Below are 16,455 nucleotides of genomic sequence, written 5' to 3'. Positions count from 1 at the left end.
AGATCATTCGAAAGGGCTCGTGTCATCAGAAGCTGGCCTCCGCCCAGCCAGCATCTTGAATCACAAAACCGACCGGCCGGGAATCCCCCCAGATTCAGACAAGCAATGAAACGCTCTAATCGACGAGGATTAATGAACAAACCTTGCAGTAGTCGCCACAAATATTGCCGGCGGAGGGAGAGGCGGAAATACCGGCAATTTACTTCAAAAGAATATATACCGACCGCAATCATCAACTCCATTGACAAACGGCTGTGGATCAACGAAAAATTAATCGATTTAGATATTTTTCAATCGTTTAAATGATTTAAGCTACTGATTTACAAAGCCTTTACGATGTGAAATTGTCCGCGTTATTAGCGTTCACGAAACCGTCACAGGCCCCGGGAGGATCGGATGCAGACACAAGCGAACAACCAGACCGCATCTCAGCAGTCCAAGGTACCGCAATCCCTGCTCGACCGGTTCGAGAACGAATGGCGCGCCATGCGTGACGCCAAGGACGTTACGCCGAAGCCGATCCAGCCGGCTGAATAAGGGCGCAGCCATGCGCGCTCGCCCAGCGCGCCGTGCCCCTTCCTTCCCCGTACCAGCGCTTGCGCCACCGAAAATCCGCTCCAGGATCGTCCGTCCTACCGCGCGCCGTCGCCAAGCCTGATTGCGGCAGTGACGCGCCCTCGGGTGGATGTCTGCGGCCACCCACATGGTCGTCTACCCCTGACGCCGACGGTTAGCCCTCCGATTTTTGTGGTGATTTTCAGCCTTTTGGCCATTCGGCAAAACCATGTTACTCTTGCCGGATGCTGACCGAAGAGATTGAAAAACTCGCGCTGAGCTTGCCGGGAACGGAGGAAAATGCGCATTTCGGCACCCGGGATTTCCGTGTGGGCAAGCGCATTTTCATGAGCTTGCCGGAAGCGGGCCGCGCCGTCTTCAAGTTCACGCCGGACCAACAGCGCATGCTACTGGAGATGGAGCCAGGCGTCTGCGCCGCAGTCCCCGGCGGCTGGGGAGACCGTGGCTGGACCTCGTTCTATTTCGTTGAGGCGGACGAAGATCTCGTGCGCCAATCAATGGAAACAGCCTGGCGCAACGTCGCGCCCAAAAGCCTGGTCAAGAAGAACGGCGGCGGCCACTAGACGGATCGAACCGAAGGCACGGTTACACAGACCCTGGGCAGGTTCGGCTCGACAGTTGATTTCGCAACAGGCCCAAGCCCTTCTCAATCCACGCTTTCCTCACCCACCTCCAGCGGCCAGGTGACGAGGTAATCTTCGTAATCCTCGATGTCGATGCCGTCTTCGGCGACGGTGCGACCGCGCACCGAAATGCCCGCGGCATGGACTGTCTCCGGATCGCCTGACACCAGCGGATGCCACCAGTAGAGATCGCGGCCCTCAGCAACCAACCGGTAACCGCAGGTCGGGGGCAGCCAGGTGATCTCGCGAACAGCCTTGGGCGTGAGCTGAATGCAGTCGGGCACCGTCGCCTGCCGATTGGCGTAGTCCTTGCAGCGACAGCTCTCGCCATCGAGCAAGGTGCAACGGATCGAAGTCCAGGCGATCTCGCCGGTATCCCAATCCTCGAGCTTGTTCAGACAACAGAGGCCACAGCCGTCGCAGAGGCTTTCCCACTCCGTGTCGGTCATGTCTTCAAGGCTCTTCGCCTTCCAGAAAGGCATTTCGCCCATCGTCACCACACTTTCGTCAAATCGGCCGCGCTACTGCGCGGGCACGTCATATCAGACGTGCAAGGGTCGCAGTAGCAATTTGGGTTTCTGCATGTTTTGTCTTTTGGTCAGCGATGATCAAAGGAAGCATGCAGGAGAGAAATTTCGCAGAAAATTGCCGGTTTTTTAAGGCCGGCAACGCGATATGCAAGTAGATTGGAATTTGACGTCGTGCAAATATTACACGGCGGCGGCATGATGCCGTAGAGCCTTCAGGACGTTGAGACCGTGCGGGAACCGAGGAAAGACGACAATCGGCCGAAGAAACGGCACATCTTTCTGAGAATCGACTCCTGGATCGATTCGACGGTGTGGAATGCCGGTTTCAAGCTGGCGCAATGGTGGGAAGACACCACCATCTTCTTTCGCCGTTTCCGCGTTACCGGCTGGAAAAAGGCCGTCTTCGAGGTGCTCGGCGAAGGCATGAACTGGGGCACCGTCGGCTCGGTTCTGATGTTGGCCCTGGCACTTCCGGCGTTTGAGGAAACCAAGGGCAACTGGCGCGCCCAGAGCGATTTCGCCGTAACCTTCCTCGACCGCTACGGCAACGAGATCGGCCACCGCGGCATCATCCACGAAGATTCCGTGCCGATCGACGAACTGCCCGACCACCTGATCAAGGCGGTGCTGGCGACCGAAGACCGTCGCTTCTTCGACCATTGGGGCATCGACTTCCTCGGCCTTGCCCGCGCCATGACCGAGAACGCACGCGCCGGCGGCGTCGTCCAGGGCGGCTCGACGCTGACCCAGCAGCTTGCCAAGAACCTCTTCCTTTCGAACGAGCGGACGATCGAGCGCAAGATCAAGGAAGCCTTCCTTGCCGTCTGGCTCGAATGCAATCTGTCGAAGAAGGAGATCCTCAGGCTCTATCTCGACCGCGCCTATATGGGCGGCGGCACCTTCGGTGCGGCAGCGGCAGCACAATTCTATTTCGGCAAATCGATCACCGATGTCAGCCTGGCGGAATCAGCGATGCTCGCCGGCCTCTTCAAGGCGCCCGCCCGCTATGCGCCACATGTCAACCTGCCGGCTGCACGCGGCCGCGCCAACGAGGTACTGACCAACCTCGTCCAGGGCGGGCTGATGACCGAAGGCCAGGTGATCGCCGCGCGCCTCAATCCCGCGACCGTGATCGACCGCGCCCAGGTGAAGGCGCCTGACTTCTTCCTCGATTGGGCCTTCGACGAAGTTCAGCGCATCGCCCGCCCCTTCGCACAGCATTCGCTGATCGTGCGCACCACCATCGACATGGGCCTGCAGAACGCCGCCGAGGACTCGGTGGAATCGAGCCTGCGCCAATACGGCGAGAGCTTCCGTGTGAAGCAGGGCGCGCTCGTCATGGTCGAAAACGGCGGCCCAGTCAGAGCCATGGTCGGCGGCCGCGACTACGGCGAAAGCCAGTTCAACCGCGCGACCCGTGCGCTACGCCAGCCAGGCTCCTCCTTCAAGGTCTACACCTATGCGGCGGCGATGGAGAAGGGCATGACACCGGAAACGGTCGTCGTCGATGCGCCTATTACCTGGCGTGGCTGGTCGCCGCAGAACTACGGCCGCAGCTATGCCGGCCGCATCACCATCCTGACGGCGATCGCCAAGTCGATCAACACGATCCCCGTGCGCCTCGCCAAGGACAAGCTCGGTACCGAACTGATCGCCCGGACAGCCAAGGACATGGGCATCGAAACGCCTATCCGCACCGACAAGACCATGCCGCTCGGCACGTCGGAAGTCACCGTGCTCGACCAGGCAACCGCCTATGCGGTGTTTCCAGCCGGCGGCGTGCAGTCACGTCGCCACGGGATCAGCCAGGTCCTCAATTATGACGGCGATATTCTCTACGATTTCGGACGCGACGAACCGCCTGCCCGGCGCATCCTCTCCGAAAGCGCCAGCGCTTCGATGAATTCCATGCTGACGCAGATCCCGATCATCGGCACGGCACGCAAGGCAGCGCTCGACAACGGCATCGTCGTCGGCGGCAAGACCGGCACGACGCAAGCCTATCGCGATGCCTGGTTCGTCGGTTTCACCGGCGACTATACGACCGCCGTCTGGTTCGGCAACGACGACTATACCTCGACCAACGACATGACCGGCGGCTCGCTGCCGGCAATGACCTTCAAGCGGCTGATGGACTATGCCGAGCAAGGCATCGAACACCGTGCAATCCCCGGGATCACCGCCCCGACGGTGCCTGTAAAGCAGCCGGAGGTGGCAACAGTGAAACCGGATGAAAATGCGCTGCCGCCACTTATCCGTCCGCGCTCCTTGTCGACCGACGTCACGCGCCTGTTGCGCAGGATTGGAGAGACCTTCGAAAAGGCACCGGCGCTAAAGGCATCCGAGAAGGTCGGCGGCAAGCTCGCCGCTCTCGGCGCGGCTGAAGAACAACACTCCGGTCAGGCGAACCTCGATGCCGCCAACAACTGAAGGTTCGGGCATGCTCGCTTCGCAGTGGCCTCGGTCCGGCGATGAGCGGTTCATAAACGGGACCGCGCCCACGGTTGCACCGGACAGGGATATCGGCGAGATAGAGGGACAACCCTCAGGTGCCCTGCCGCAGAACCATATCCGATAGAGCCGCCCTTGTTTCGAATTCCCTTCCTCGTCGCTCTCACCCTCGCCATCGCGTTTGGCGGCGGTATTGCGTCGGCCGTTTGGGCGCTAAAGGCGACGGTCGGCTTCGGCTCGATCGCCATCGGCCCCTGGGTCGCCTTTCCCGAGGCGCAGACAGCCAATGCCGACCCTTACGCCAAGGCGCACCGCGCGCGCGCCGGGGAGCTTCTCTATGGCGGCGCGGAAGGGCTGATGTTCAGTGCCCAGGTCGATGACAAGGGCGAAAAACTAGAGGCCGCCTGCTCCTACGACGTCACCGGGCTCACGCCGCAGGCACGCTTCTGGACACTCTACGCGGCGAACGCCGACGGACAACCGCTGCGTCCCGGATCCGATCTGCCATCCGCGCTTAATTCCTGGACGGTATTGCGCGGCGAAAACAGCAACTTCACGGTCCATGTTTCGCCGAACGCACAACCCGACAACTGGCTCGCAGTGCGCCACTCGGGCACTTTCCGGCTGGTGTTGACGCTGCTCGACACGCCGACCGCGGGCTCGTCCGGCCTGATCGACCTCGCTATGCCTGTTATCACCAAGACGGGGTGCGGCGATGCGTAGTGTTCTCTTCGCCACAATCCTCGGCCTGGTCGGCGCGGCCCTGCTGCACATCATCGTCGTTCTGGCGCTGCCACAATTTACCGGCCGCGACGCCTACACCCGCGTACTCGGCCTGTTGGAGATGGACAGCTTCTTTGCACTGACAAGCACGCCAGGCCCGACCGGTCTTGCCAATAGCGACCCCTATCTCAGGACGGCCGTTTGCAGCTTCTCGATCTCGGACGGGCCGGCGCGCTTCCTCGCCAGCGGCAGCGTGCCGTTCTGGTCGCTCGCGGTCTTCGACAGCAATTCAAACGAAGTCTTCAGCATGAACGACCATACGGCGGTCAACGGCAAGCTCGATCTTGTCGTCGCAACGCCGATCCAGCTGGTCGAACTGCGTAAGTCTCCGCCGGAAGCGCTCGCACAATCGATCATGGTCGAGATGAAGGAGCAGGATGGCTTTGCCGTGCTGCGAGCGATGGCGCCGGTCGACAGCTTTGAGGAGCAAGTGCGAAACTTCCTTGCGGAATCGACTTGCGAACCGTTTCGGCGGTGAACTGCGGCACGTTCGGCATGAAGGTGCCTAAGGCATAGGCGACGGCTGGAAAACGGCGGTGACCGTCATGTCGTCGCGTCACTTCAGCGGCTGCTATGGAGATGGCCCGAAACATTGGGCGAGAGGACGCGCGACCATTCGGGTCGCTGACGCCGGATGAGAGCGACGCTTACTGCTTCTTGATGCGGCGGCCGTCTGGCGCCGTCGGCTGCGGGTCGCGGCCGTCGAGGCGCTCGTAACGGATACCGGTGAACAGAAGCACCTTGGCCCCGCCCGAAATGGCCGGAGGTCTGCGTGGCGGTATACGAACCTTACGGTCCTGAATTCTGATCACGTCTGCCATGCTCGTCTCCATAAAGTCTTGAGACGGATGAAGTACCGTACAGATTTCACCCTGCCCGTTCTCGGGCCAGCGCATTTTCCCAGGTCTTGCCTGGACAGGCGCGCCTTTCTCGTTTGCTCCTTCTTCCGGTCGCCCGGATGTTGCTGTTCTGGTCCACACGACGCGGTCGGATGATACCGGGTCCGACTCGATAGAGCCATAGGTTGGTTAACAAGTCCCTAATATAAACACTGCAACCTCAACCTGTATTCATTATGTCCTTGGACGACGCTTCGCGATGTATCCAAGGTAACACCTCGGAACCCGCTTCAGCATCGCGGGCTTCTTCGCTTTTGACACTAGCGGCGGGACAACAGACCGAACAGAAAGGACACGCCCGCAACCGCGACCAGAGATGACAGCGGTTCGTCACGTACCCTTTCGCGAACCCGTTCTGCCAGGAGATCCGCCTCTCCCTGCATGACCGCCTTCGTGCTTGCTCCGATCGCCGCAACCGCTTCCGTCAGTCGGGCGATTTCTGCGCGCAACTCGGCGATCTGCGCATCAACCTCCGCGCGGGCGTCCGTTTCCGCTTCACCCTCGGCAACTTTCTGCACTGTCTGCAATTTCTTCTCGACCATTACAACGCTCCCTTGTCTGCGCGATTTCAACGCGCCGGCCGGCGTTTGGTTCCGCTCGACAGCGGTAAAACCGGGTCGGCAAAAAGCAAACGGGCGGCCAAGGCCGCCCGCTTTCGTCGATTTGCGCTTGGTCGATGTGCAGCGCTTCGGCTCAGTTCTCGCAGTAGGGATCGTCGAATTGGCACCGAACCAATGGGGCCGGGCGGGCGCCTTCGTACAAGGTGCCGTCGTCCTGCCGCACCCGCACACCGTCACTGCGGCGCTCCCAAGTACGCCACTCCTCGCGCTCCGTGCGTTCCGCGCGCTCACGCCGCCATTCGCCATCGCGCCGCCATTCCTCCTCGCGCTGCCGGCGGTCCCAGTCGCCTTGCTCGCTGCGCCGTTCCCAGTCGCGGCGATCACGGCGGTCGTCGACCCAGTCCGGCCCGCGGCGCCAGCGATCGCGCTCGCGATAGAAATCGCGGCCCCGGTAATTGCGGTCCCAATAGCTGTCGAACTGGAAGACCACCGTCGGAATTCCGAGCGGGCGATAGTAACGCGGCTCGACATAGACGCGATTGCGGCGGTAGTCGGCCTGGACATAGCGGCCGGCAACCCAGCCGCGCCCACCGTAGAACGACACGTCGCACCACGGCAGGTCCGCAAGGCAGCCGTGGATTTCCACCGATTCGCCAGCCGGGATCAGCGACACCGCCGGATAACGGGTGCTCGGGCCCGAGCGCATGTTGACATTGGCAGTAGCAAAGCCTTCCGCAGCTGCAGCGATTGCCGGAGCGGCAAGGAGCGCGCAGACCGCCGCCGCGCGCAAGATAAATTTCTTCACAGTTCCGTTTCTCCCGTGGAAGAGGCCCCTCTTCACTGGCCCCCAAACGTCGGCGGGCGTCCGGAGCCCTTCACCGTCGCTGCGATACCTCATGTCCGCATGTGGATTTTTTATGGCTGCTGCGGCGGATGTCCCCGGACAAATACCACCCCGAACTTGCCCCTTTTGATGGGGTCATTTTTAGGCCGACGCTTCGGCCATCTCCGGAGGGCAAGGTTGCCAATCATTTGATGGCCACTCGCTAAATTAGTATAGTGCATAGCAACGAGCTTCTCGGGCGGCACTATTATGGCGAACGTATGGCTTGACGCGACCGCACCTTACGTACTTGTTGCAGCCGTAGGTGCTACTGGCTGGGTTGTGAACACAAGCGTCGACGACCTCAAACAGGCCAACATCATCGAGTTTGAAATCAAAAATGTAACGGCTGAAGGCCAACATTTCAAAAGCATCGATATTTACAATAGATCACTCGCCCATAATCTGGCTTCCGGAAAGTTTAGTTTCCGTTGTGCCGGGGTGACCACGGCAGATTGTTTTGCTGCGCCCGACGTTGGCAGCGTGATCACTTTCATTCCTTTGAGCGGCGTATCTTACAACTCAAATATTGAATCCGACGGCCCTATCTTTAAGGCGGATGCCAGATTGGCTCCGCAATCGGCCGTCAGATATGAGATCCGTGTAAAGTCGGCGCAGGACGAAATCATGCTGCTCTATGAGCCAGAAGGAGACTTAGGCTCGCAGAATCCCGGCATCATTTTCCGAAGGGGGGAATCCTGGGAGGGGTGGCTGATTGCCAACTATTTGGGATATTTGACCCGTACGTTCTTTGGCCTGATATGCCTGCTGGCGCTCTGGTTTGCGGGGGCTTTTGTCGCCATTGGTTTGCAGTGGTATGGACGACGCACTGCGGTACCGCCCCCTAACGAGCCGAAGACTTTGAGAGTCATCATCGAGCAGAGAGGGTCGACAGATGACTAGAGCGATCGTCTCCGCGTTCTGCACACTGTTCTTGGTTCAAGGCGTTGGAGCGGGGGATGTACTCAACGCACAAGATGGTCCGCCCGTAACCATAAAGGTGATAACCGTCACGAAAGATGGGACGCCCATCAGGGCGAGGGTGAGAATTAAGCCATACCCTAATCCAGAAGAAGACGCCTATGTGGTGCAGGTCGACAAGCAGTTTAAAATCATACAGGTCGGCAAGTGCGACGAGTCAGTCTGGATAGGTGTCCGCCCAGAGACGATAGGAATTGTTAGAAAAATTGGTAATTGGCTTCCTTGCAGGCAACCGGAGTTGAAATTCGATGACTTCGAGATTGTGCCTTTAGCCCTTACGAAGCCTTCTGCGCCTCGCCCAGGAAAAGGCTGATCGGCTGCCGGCATCCAATCGCCGCCCGTTACACGAGAGAGCGGCAACCATCATGTGGCTGTCTGACACGGTGTTCCTACCGCGCCCATCATCCACCGGCTCGATCGCGCAGGAACGCGTCAAAGTGCACCCTGCAGCAACCCTCGCAGGCTCTCCATCGAAGCGTTCACCAGCGAAACTGCACCTGCGTTTACAATCAAAAATGGAGACAACAAAGCCACGCACCAAAGGCGCGCGCGAAATATTCAGGATCCCTGAAATAACCCGTTCATGCTCTATTAACCCTGAACCGTTACGCTTTGTTAGCGTCAGCCTAAAGCAAGGTGAAGCGGGTATTGTAGTAGAAGGTACGTAAAAACAAACACTTAGCGACTGAGATGCAGTGTTTGTAAAGGCGCACTGGACTAACGCTTTTCTTTTAGTTTTTGCGACGTGTGCCGTTCCGGATCGCCGGCAATGGCGATCATGTTTTGCGTGTAGGGAATTATCGTGACGGATCGCTTTCGTGAGTTGGAAAGGCCACAGACTGGCCGCCTGAAGGACGTTGTCCTGATGGCGACTGTCACTGGTTTTGAAAGCCTGCGTTTGCCCCGCAAATCCGACATGAAGCAGTTTGCAGAGCTGTTCGAGCCGCTGTTCCTCGGCTCCAGCAACGAAGCGCGCCGACAGGCAGCCGCCGCCCTTTCCCAGTGCCAGCAGATTCCCGAAGCGGTCGCCGTGCTCATCGGCGGCATGCCGATCGCGATCGCCGCGATCTTCCTCACCCGTTCAAAGGCGATTTCGGACCGGACTCTCATTGCGATCATCCGCGAGCGCGGGCCAGAATATGCCGCAGCCATCGCTCGCCGCCCGAACCTCTCTCCTCTTGTCGTCGATGCCCTGGTCGAGCATCACAATCCGCCTGGGCTTGCAGCCCGCAACAGCGCAGCGAACCCGGCCGCAGCCGAGCAAACGAACCTGGAGGCCGAAGCCGCTTCCTTGCGCACAGCGCGCGAAGAAGCGCTACGCCGCGAGATCAAAGCGCTGGCCGGCGCCCGTTCGCACAACGCTGCGCCGGCGGCTTCGTCCGAGGCGATCACCGAGGTCCACGCTGCCCTGCTTGTCCGCTTCGCCCGCAGCGGCGAGATCATCCTGTTTTCGCGCGTCCTCGGTCAGGCACTCGGCACCAAGGACGCCCACGTCGAGAGCATCCTGCTCGATATCTCCGGACAGCGGCTCGCGACGAGCCTCGTCGCGCTCGACGTCGACGCCACCGATGCCGGCTTCGTGCTTCAAGCCCTCTATCCGCATCTTGGCGAACCCTTTGGCGAAACGAGCCATGCCGCAGCGTTGATCGGCGCCATGAACCGCACTGCCTGCCGCAAACAGCTCGATGCCTGGTTCGATGCGGAAGCTGAAGAAGCCGCGCCAACCGCAAGACACGAAGCCTATTTTGCCGAGAATCCCGCCAACGACGCGCGGCAGATCGGCCCGCGCAAGATGGCAGCGGCCTCCGTCAATGTGCAGCCGCAACGACTTTTCGGCCGGCGCCGCGGCTAGACGCTCCGGGTTTTTGAAGAAACTTTCATCTTGAACGCCGCGGCGACGCGGCATGCTCGCGTGCCGGGAGCGGGCCTAGCGAATAGGATGAGCCGGCGGGCCTGCTGCCCCCTTGTCCTAGAACATCCTGCCTCAGGTAGGATGACCCGAGGCAGAAAGATGCCTTGGAATCAGAGGGCTAATGCGTCCCTTGTGCGCTCGCATGAACGCACGGCACTCTAGAAAAGCTGTTTCATCGCGTCGATGATCCAGCTCCATTCGCGACCTGTCGGAGCCTGCGGCCCCTGCCCCTGCAGCACCGCCATCAATTCCTGGTAGCGCGCGGAGCGGGCGTGGTGTTTGCGGTATTGCTCGAGCTGCCAGTCCAGAAAATCCTTGTCCGGAGCCCGCCTCATCGCCTGTGCCGAACGCGCCAACCAGTCAGCAGCGATCTCCCTGCCGACAGTTGATTGAGGACCCAGGCCATTTTCGATGGCGGCCCTGACCCGCGCGAAAGTGGCGTCGGCTGCCTGGGCATAGGCGGCGGCGTCGAACTCCGCGGTCCACAAGGTGGACATGTAGGCGCGCATCTCTGCGGCATAGGCCTTGTCGGACAGCATATCCATCAGTTCCGTCCAGGCGTCGATCTGTTCCGGCGTCGGGTCCTCTGGCAAGTCCGGCGTGCCGGCATCCATCATTTTCCTTTTCCACGCCGCGTCCACCGGCGCGTCGCCGGCGACGTCGTCATAAAAGCGTTTGAGCGCGGCACGAAATTCCGTCTTTGAAAGCCTGGTCACGGTCCATAATCTCCTGAGGTCCATTGGGGAGGGTTCATGGAGTTTCAAAGCCACTCGCAAGGCTGCGGCGATCCGGCGCTTTGACCGGATTTCGGTTTCGAGCGTTCGAAGCCGCAACGCCAGAACGTCAGCAAACGATGTTCGGTTGGCCAGGATCTTCTGGATCTCTGCGAGGCTCACGCCTGCTTCCCGCAGGGCAAGAACGAGGTCCAGCCGTGCCAGTTCGGCTCCGGAATACATGCGGTAGCCACTCTGCGTCCGTGCGGACGGCGGCAACAGCCCTTTGTCCGAATAGAACCGCAGCCGCCTGACCGGTATGCCGCTCAGCTTCGAGAGTTCGCCTATCGAGTAGATTTGATCGTCCATGAGCGTGTCCTACGGCCTCCACCAAGTGGAGAGTCAAGCAGGTCAGCCCGATCCGCAAGACGGCCTAGGGCCGGCTTGTGCCATCCTCTGGAACGACCTCGAACAGATCGCCGTGGTCGTCCAGTTCGATCTCCACGATCCAGCAGTCCGGATCGAACCGGATCTCGCTGGCCAGCGCTGCCTCGACGCGCTCGGCCTCGCTGTCGCGAAGCCGCGCCTCGAACTTGCGGCCAAGATCGACCTCGTGGTCGAAGAAATTCTGCGGCGCCGGCGCAAAGAGCGTCTCGGTGCCGAGCCTCGTCCGCTGGCGGATGAAGATCGCGCCGGCATCCTCCGCTCCCTTGCGCAGCACAGCAGCATAGCCACCGAGCGAAAACGCGCGGCGCAGGAGGGATGAGACGAAGATGTGAGACTTCAGGCGCATGAAAGGCTGATACACGCGCGGGCCAACGGAGGCAAATCGCAGGTTTGCGGAGCGACACGTGCGCCATCGTTTACGGATGCCGGCGCAACCGGTCTCGGATCGCCGGGTTACCGGTGGCGGGTGACCACGCTAAAGCGCGCCGATTTCCTTGAGCTTCTTCAAGACCTGGGCATTCGGCTCGCCGGTCTGTGGTAGCCGGTAGTGCTTCTCGAAATGGCGGATCGCAGCCCGCGTCTGCTCGCCGGCGACGCCGTCAACCGCCACGTCCGCATAGGCGAGATTGCTGAGTCCTTTCTGGATGTTTAGGACCAGCTCGCTCGAAACCGGAATTTCGGCGCGCGGCGTGAACGTACTTTCCTTTTCGGCGGACCTTATCGCCGCAGCGACAGGATCGATCTCCACGCCACTACCTCTAGCTTCCGCAAGAGGTCTTCCTGCCGGTGTGACTTGCGCGATCTTCTGCCCAGGCGCGGCGCGAAGTGCCTGCAACAGCTCGGCACTGGCCGAGCCGGTCTCTGCACGGCCGGCCCGCTCTTCGAAGCGCAGGATCGCTGCCGCCGTTCGCGGACCGCTGCGACCGTCCGGCAAACCGTCGTAAAGACCGATCCGGCTCAATTCCTTCTGGATATCGGCGACAAGTTTCGATGGGGCTGCTTCCGGCACGCTTGCCACACGCTCGGGAGACGGCTTTCCTGAGAGCTGGTCTGACCCCGCGGCGATCACGTCCTCGACGTTTTCCGCCTTGGGCTTCCCTTCGCGCTCAATGACGAAGGTGGTCACGTTTCGCGGCTCGATCTCCTCGCCCTTGGCAATGGCGATCCGTTGCGCCGTCTCGGCGCTGACGAGCGGCACCCGCGTGCGCAACAGTGGCGACGGATGCACGCCGTGCTGATACCACATGGCGTTCGCTGCGACGAAAGAGAAGACAACGAGGAAGGCTGCCGAGCCACCCGAGACCAACGGATGGCGCGCCATCAGGCGCCCGCCAAGCCCAACACCCCGTCCGGCAAGGGCCAGCCCGCGCACGGCCAGGCCGGGCGCTTGCCGCGCGGCCTTCTTCCGTTCAGGCTGTTTTCGCTTGCGCGGCGCCATATCCCCGTTCCTCGTTCAAACCCTTCCCTTCCATTCGCCCCGCGTCAACGGCTGGAGCGGTGTCGCCATCCCTAAGGCGCGGCGGGAACTCAACCGTCACCGGTGCACGCTCTTCCACGCGCTCTGCACAGGCGATACCGGAGCCATCGCGCGAAAGCGTGATGGCGATGACCGTGCCCTCACCCTCGCGGCTGCGGATCGTAAGATCGCCACCGTGGAGCGCGACCAGGCCCTTGACCAGCGACAGGCCGAGGCCGGTGCCTTCGTAGCGGCGGGTATAGTCGTTCTGGATCTGGACAAAAGGTTGACCAAGCAGCGCCAACTTGTCTGCCGCGATCCCGATGCCGGTGTCGCTGACGGAGAGCTTCAGCATCGCGCCGTCCGCCTCCGCGTCGATCGTCACCACACCGCCATGATTGGTGAACTTGACCGCATTGCCGACCAGATTGATGAGAATCTGCTGGAAGGCACGCTGGTCGGCGTTGATTTCGCCGATGCCACGGGTAATGCGGCTCGCCAGCTTGACGCCTTTTTCTGCGGCCTGGTGTGACAGCATGGCCTCGCAGGCCGCAACAGCATCGGCGACGCGGAAAGGCTCGGGCATAAGCTCGTAGCGGCCGGCCTCGATCTTGCTCATGTCGAGCATGGTGTTGACGACGGAGAGCAGGTGCTCGCCCGATTTGTGGATGAGGTCCACATATTCGCGCTGGCGATCGTTCTCAAGCTTGCCGAAGTATTCGCCTGACAGCACGTCGGAAAAACCAAGAATGGCGTTGAGCGGCGTGCGCAGTTCATGGCTGACGGCAGCGAGGAAACGGGTCTTGGCGTCGTTGGCCGATACGGCCTCTGCGGTCCTGGCAGCCGCTTCGGCACGCAAACCCGCCTCCTGAGAAACGTCGCGTGATTGAGCAAGGATCGCCGTCAGGCGGCCATTGGCGTCGCGCAGCGGCGCCAGTTCGCAGGACATATAGACGAACTGCTCGCCTTCGACCGGCAGCGTCCGCCGCTCGATGCGGATATCGACCGTCGCCCGGTCGCCGCCCTGACGAAGGATGTCGATCGCGCTCAGGAAGGTGATGCGATCGGAAACGTGGATCTGCTCGATGAAGCCGCGGCCAGCCGGGTCGCGCATCAACGTCAGGTGCTCGGCCGCATCGCGGCCATGGACCGAAAGGACGTTGCCGCGCAGGTCGTGCACGGTTATCAGACCCGCGAAGAGATCATAGGCCGCCGACAAATCCGGCAGAGCAAGGTCAGTCGAAGCGGGTGCTTCTGCTTGCGGAGCCCGACCGCGTGCGATTGCAACGGCTGCGGCGAGCAGCGCGGTGGAGGCCCAAAGGGCCGTGCCGAGCGGAAGAGCCGACGACAAGGGCATGGCGAGCGAAAGCGCGAGCGGCACCACCGGCAGCGCCGTTAGAGAGACAGCCGCCACAGTACGCACACGCTTGGCATCGCGGTGGCCGGCGGGCGACGACGCCTCGCGACGGGGAAGCCACAGGGCCGCGACCTCGTCCGCACGGGACGCCCATCTGCCAGCCATGTTACGCAATACGCTCACGCTATACCCTGCTACATTTGTTGTTCTTGCGAGGCTGTTCCGGCGAACTCCGCATCCTGCGAACCGGGACTCAAAAGCCACCTCGTGACATGTCGGAATCTCGCATCCCCGGCTTAATGAAAGAATAAACGCAGCCGTGCCGGAACCGCGTGAAACGGCCGAAAAATCCCGTTTTGAGGCAAATCGACCGGCCTTCATTTCTTGTGGTTAACGGGGCGTAAGCAACGGATTTCCGTGCATTTTCCGGGTCACGTTAACGATTGTGGCGTGCTGATTCGGCGCGACCACCGGCGCTTTCGGGGTTCGCCAAGGACGGCCTGCCATGAACCTTAACGGCAAACGCTAAAATGCGACACAAATGCTCGGCAAAGCGCGCAACACCGGCATTTCATTAAAATTTGAAGCAAATGCCGCTCGATTTCGAAAAGCCGTCTTGTGATTCCCGCCCTATTGTCGATCTCAACAAAGGGCCAGGCGCCGCAAGGATGCCGGCGGGTTCCCGAGGAAACAACGGCAGCGTGGACGGGTATCAGGGGATACGACGGCGCTGCGGGATGCCGAAGGTGCAAAAGCCAGCTAGAAGACTGGCGGGCCGCGGCGGCCGAACGAAGGATGGGCAGAACATGTGGTTTCTCATCAAGGCGACTTTCTGGTTTTCGCTGGTGCTGGTGTTGCTGCCGTTCCTCGATCCCTCCAGTTCGCAGAAGCTCGAACATGCGCCCAAGGTGGAGCTTGGCGACACCTTCACCGCGGCCAACGAAGCGTTCCAGTACATCAGCGCCATCTGCATCCAGAAGCCGGACATTTGCGAGAAAGGGGCCGAGACCTTCGTTGCCCTCGGCCACCGGGCTCGCGAAGGCGCCCGTATCGCCTATGAATTCCTGGACACCCAGTTTGCCGAAACCGATGCCGTAAAGCCGGACGCCAAGGTGGTGACCGGTACGGTCACGCCGGCGATGACCGATACGTCGGCAGCCCCGGCCTCCGAAGTCAGTACGCTCGATGCAGAGCCCGTGTTCAAGCGTACGCCGGTTCCCGAGAAGCGCCTCGACCCGAAGGCCACGGTCACCCAGTAACGCTGCACGGCCTTCACACCATTCCTGACTCAACTGCCTGACTTGCCGCATTGTTGCGGCCGCCGCGAGGAGCCCATCCCCTCGCGGCAATTTCTTTTTTCCGGACGCAACCGCTGATCACCCAGAGCCAGCCACGCACAAGCCGTGGCTGCTTATCTCCGCCGCACGGCAAGCGGAGGCACCTTTATGCAGATTTATGGGCTTTTCACGAATGCGGGCGCGATGCGACCGACCGCGCCCGGCACGTCAACCGCCAGTGAAACCGTGAACAGCGAAAACAAGACCCCGGCCTCCGCCGCGCTCCGTCTCGTTTCCGGCAACGAAAGCAATGCCGACCGCGCCGCCGCGGCCAAGAAGAAGCTTGACGAGATCAAGGAGCAGCTTCGGATGCTGCGGTTCTGGGCATCGGATCCGGAAACGCTTGCAAGGCTCGCCAAGCAACTCGCCCAGCAACTGGGAACGGCCGCCCAGCAGTTGGGCGGCGCTGGGGCGACCGGAGGAACGAGCGACGCAACATCCGCTTCCGGGGCCGCCGCTGCGGCCGCCGCGGCGCTGGCAGAAGCCGCCAACGCACAAGCCGGAGATACGGAGATCGCAGAGCAGGCAGTCACCACGCCGGACCAATCAACCTTCGTGGCGCGCGCCTATCGCGAATTCGACGGCGACGACGATCAGTCCGATCTTACAGTGAGAGTGGCGGCCGAACTCAAATCGGTTGCCGAACAACTGAAACAGATACTGCGAAAGGCGGAACAGGATTTGCGCGCCAAGGGATCTGGCCGGGGCGCCGATGCTGCGCGAACGGCCAGCCACGCCTTGTCCGCCGCCGTTGGTCAACTTGGCGGCACCGATGCGACCGCGGCCGCCGCCCTCACCATCCCGACAAGCGTTTCCATCTAACCGCGGCTAAAGCATCGTTCGATTTAATCGACTCGCAGAGATTCCGTTGTGATGGCATCTGTGATTCACGTCTGCGTGGAGGTGTTTCATGGGCAAGTTCCATTCGTTGGATATTCGCGACCGTG

Annotated in this window: 18 protein-coding genes; 10 read left to right on the top strand and 8 right to left on the bottom strand. The window is 61.1% G+C overall.

What is annotated here, in order from left to right:
* The first annotated feature begins 396 nt into the window (after positions 1–396).
* Positions 397–537: a hypothetical protein gene (locus tag BBX50_RS30615; RefSeq protein WP_201723524.1), complete on the top strand. Its 141-nt coding sequence runs from the start codon at positions 397–399 to the stop codon at positions 535–537.
* Positions 538–800: 263 nt separating this feature from the next.
* Entirely contained in the window at positions 801–1,139 is a 339-nt protein-coding gene (locus BBX50_RS24010; protein ID WP_065777822.1) for an MmcQ/YjbR family DNA-binding protein, read from the top strand.
* An 83-nt stretch (positions 1,140–1,222) separates the two neighbouring features.
* Here BBX50_RS24010 and BBX50_RS24005 read toward each other — a convergent pair whose 3' ends face one another.
* A complete protein-coding gene (locus BBX50_RS24005) occupies positions 1,223–1,690 on the bottom strand; it encodes a YcgN family cysteine cluster protein (protein WP_065777821.1) in 468 nt (155 codons plus the stop codon).
* A gap of 267 nt (positions 1,691–1,957) precedes the next feature.
* On the opposite strand from BBX50_RS24005, the gene BBX50_RS24000 reads away from it, so the two are divergent.
* The 3 genes from BBX50_RS24000 (at position 1,958) to BBX50_RS23990 (ending at position 5,441) form a co-directional block, all read left to right on the top strand.
* Complete coding sequence (locus BBX50_RS24000; RefSeq protein WP_065777820.1) at positions 1,958–4,159, top strand: transglycosylase domain-containing protein; 2,202 nt, start codon at positions 1,958–1,960, stop codon at positions 4,157–4,159.
* A 156-nt stretch (positions 4,160–4,315) separates the two neighbouring features.
* The gene (locus BBX50_RS23995) at positions 4,316–4,903 is read left to right on the top strand and encodes a DUF1214 domain-containing protein (RefSeq protein ID WP_065777819.1); all 588 of its coding nucleotides are present in this window, start codon (positions 4,316–4,318) and stop codon (positions 4,901–4,903) included.
* Positions 4,896–5,441: a DUF1254 domain-containing protein gene (locus BBX50_RS23990; RefSeq protein ID WP_065777818.1), complete on the top strand. Its 546-nt coding sequence runs from the start codon at positions 4,896–4,898 to the stop codon at positions 5,439–5,441. The genes BBX50_RS23995 and BBX50_RS23990 overlap by 8 nt, the downstream gene beginning before the upstream one ends.
* 169 nt (positions 5,442–5,610) lie before the next feature.
* On the opposite strand, the gene BBX50_RS30610 is transcribed toward BBX50_RS23990, so the two are convergent.
* From BBX50_RS30610 to BBX50_RS23980, 3 genes are all read right to left on the bottom strand, one after another.
* Positions 5,611–5,784, bottom strand: a complete 174-nt coding sequence (locus tag BBX50_RS30610; protein WP_201723523.1) for a hypothetical protein — start codon at positions 5,782–5,784, stop codon at positions 5,611–5,613.
* Between the two features lie 338 nt (positions 5,785–6,122).
* A complete protein-coding gene (locus BBX50_RS23985; protein ID WP_065777817.1) occupies positions 6,123–6,404 on the bottom strand; it encodes a hypothetical protein in 282 nt (93 codons plus the stop codon).
* A gap of 151 nt (positions 6,405–6,555) precedes the next feature.
* Positions 6,556–7,227, bottom strand: coding sequence for an SH3 domain-containing protein (locus tag BBX50_RS23980; protein ID WP_065777816.1), 672 nt, complete (start codon positions 7,225–7,227; stop codon positions 6,556–6,558).
* Between the two features lie 288 nt (positions 7,228–7,515).
* Here BBX50_RS23980 and BBX50_RS23975 point away from each other — a divergent pair, with 288 nt between their 5' ends.
* The 3 genes from BBX50_RS23975 (at position 7,516) to BBX50_RS23965 (ending at position 10,138) form a co-directional block, all read left to right on the top strand.
* Positions 7,516–8,208, top strand: a complete 693-nt coding sequence (locus BBX50_RS23975) for a hypothetical protein (protein WP_065777815.1) — start codon at positions 7,516–7,518, stop codon at positions 8,206–8,208.
* Positions 8,201–8,599 carry a hypothetical protein gene (locus BBX50_RS23970; protein ID WP_065777814.1) on the top strand — a complete coding sequence of 133 codons (399 nt, stop codon included), beginning with the start codon at positions 8,201–8,203 and terminating at the stop codon, positions 8,597–8,599. Before BBX50_RS23975 ends, BBX50_RS23970 begins: the two co-directional genes overlap by 8 nt.
* Before the next feature lie 552 nt (positions 8,600–9,151).
* Complete coding sequence (locus BBX50_RS23965) at positions 9,152–10,138, top strand: DUF2336 domain-containing protein (protein WP_201723522.1); 987 nt, start codon at positions 9,152–9,154, stop codon at positions 10,136–10,138.
* A gap of 218 nt (positions 10,139–10,356) precedes the next feature.
* On the opposite strand, the gene BBX50_RS23960 is transcribed toward BBX50_RS23965, so the two are convergent.
* From BBX50_RS23960 to BBX50_RS23945, 4 genes are all read right to left on the bottom strand, one after another.
* Entirely contained in the window at positions 10,357–11,280 is a 924-nt protein-coding gene (locus tag BBX50_RS23960; RefSeq protein ID WP_065777812.1) for a MerR family transcriptional regulator, read from the bottom strand.
* A 64-nt stretch (positions 11,281–11,344) separates the two neighbouring features.
* Positions 11,345–11,704, bottom strand: coding sequence for a DUF1491 family protein (locus tag BBX50_RS23955; RefSeq protein ID WP_065777811.1), 360 nt, complete (start codon positions 11,702–11,704; stop codon positions 11,345–11,347).
* A 129-nt stretch (positions 11,705–11,833) separates the two neighbouring features.
* Positions 11,834–12,796 carry a peptidoglycan-binding domain-containing protein gene (locus tag BBX50_RS23950; protein ID WP_065777810.1) on the bottom strand — a complete coding sequence of 321 codons (963 nt, stop codon included), beginning with the start codon at positions 12,794–12,796 and terminating at the stop codon, positions 11,834–11,836.
* A complete protein-coding gene (locus BBX50_RS23945; RefSeq protein ID WP_065777809.1) occupies positions 12,768–14,336 on the bottom strand; it encodes a HAMP domain-containing sensor histidine kinase in 1,569 nt (522 codons plus the stop codon). Before BBX50_RS23945 ends, BBX50_RS23950 begins: the two co-directional genes overlap by 29 nt.
* 641 nt (positions 14,337–14,977) lie before the next feature.
* Between BBX50_RS23945 and BBX50_RS23940 the strand changes: the two genes are divergently transcribed.
* Positions 14,978–15,430: a DUF5330 domain-containing protein gene (locus BBX50_RS23940; RefSeq protein ID WP_065777808.1), complete on the top strand. Its 453-nt coding sequence runs from the start codon at positions 14,978–14,980 to the stop codon at positions 15,428–15,430.
* A gap of 186 nt (positions 15,431–15,616) precedes the next feature.
* A complete protein-coding gene (locus BBX50_RS23935; protein ID WP_065777807.1) occupies positions 15,617–16,330 on the top strand; it encodes a hypothetical protein in 714 nt (237 codons plus the stop codon).
* Positions 16,331–16,455 lie beyond the last annotated feature (125 nt).

This window comes from Ensifer sp. LC11 (assembly GCF_001695835.1).
GTDB lineage: Bacteria > Pseudomonadota > Alphaproteobacteria > Rhizobiales > Rhizobiaceae > Ensifer.
Note: the sequence above shows the minus strand (reverse complement) of the source record. Positions and strands in the feature narration are given on the sequence as shown.

Coding starts and splice junctions, on each gene's coding strand:
- BBX50_RS30615 (WP_201723524.1), top strand. CDS start 397: ATGCAGACACAAGCGAACAACCAGACCGCATCTCAGCAGTCCAAGGTA.
- BBX50_RS24010 (WP_065777822.1), top strand. CDS start 801: ATGCTGACCGAAGAGATTGAAAAACTCGCGCTGAGCTTGCCGGGAACG.
- BBX50_RS24005 (WP_065777821.1), bottom strand. CDS start 1,690: ATGGGCGAAATGCCTTTCTGGAAGGCGAAGAGCCTTGAAGACATGACC.
- BBX50_RS23990 (WP_065777818.1), top strand. CDS start 4,896: ATGCGTAGTGTTCTCTTCGCCACAATCCTCGGCCTGGTCGGCGCGGCC.
- BBX50_RS30610 (WP_201723523.1), bottom strand. CDS start 5,784: ATGGCAGACGTGATCAGAATTCAGGACCGTAAGGTTCGTATACCGCCA.
- BBX50_RS23985 (WP_065777817.1), bottom strand. CDS start 6,404: ATGGTCGAGAAGAAATTGCAGACAGTGCAGAAAGTTGCCGAGGGTGAA.
- BBX50_RS23975 (WP_065777815.1), top strand. CDS start 7,516: ATGGCGAACGTATGGCTTGACGCGACCGCACCTTACGTACTTGTTGCA.
- BBX50_RS23970 (WP_065777814.1), top strand. CDS start 8,201: ATGACTAGAGCGATCGTCTCCGCGTTCTGCACACTGTTCTTGGTTCAA.
- BBX50_RS23965 (WP_201723522.1), top strand. CDS start 9,152: ATGGCGACTGTCACTGGTTTTGAAAGCCTGCGTTTGCCCCGCAAATCC.
- BBX50_RS23960 (WP_065777812.1), bottom strand. CDS start 11,280: ATGGACGATCAAATCTACTCGATAGGCGAACTCTCGAAGCTGAGCGGC.
- BBX50_RS23955 (WP_065777811.1), bottom strand. CDS start 11,704: ATGCGCCTGAAGTCTCACATCTTCGTCTCATCCCTCCTGCGCCGCGCG.
- BBX50_RS23950 (WP_065777810.1), bottom strand. CDS start 12,796: ATGGCGCCGCGCAAGCGAAAACAGCCTGAACGGAAGAAGGCCGCGCGG.
- BBX50_RS23945 (WP_065777809.1), bottom strand. CDS start 14,336: ATGGCTGGCAGATGGGCGTCCCGTGCGGACGAGGTCGCGGCCCTGTGG.
- BBX50_RS23940 (WP_065777808.1), top strand. CDS start 14,978: ATGTGGTTTCTCATCAAGGCGACTTTCTGGTTTTCGCTGGTGCTGGTG.
- BBX50_RS23935 (WP_065777807.1), top strand. CDS start 15,617: ATGCAGATTTATGGGCTTTTCACGAATGCGGGCGCGATGCGACCGACC.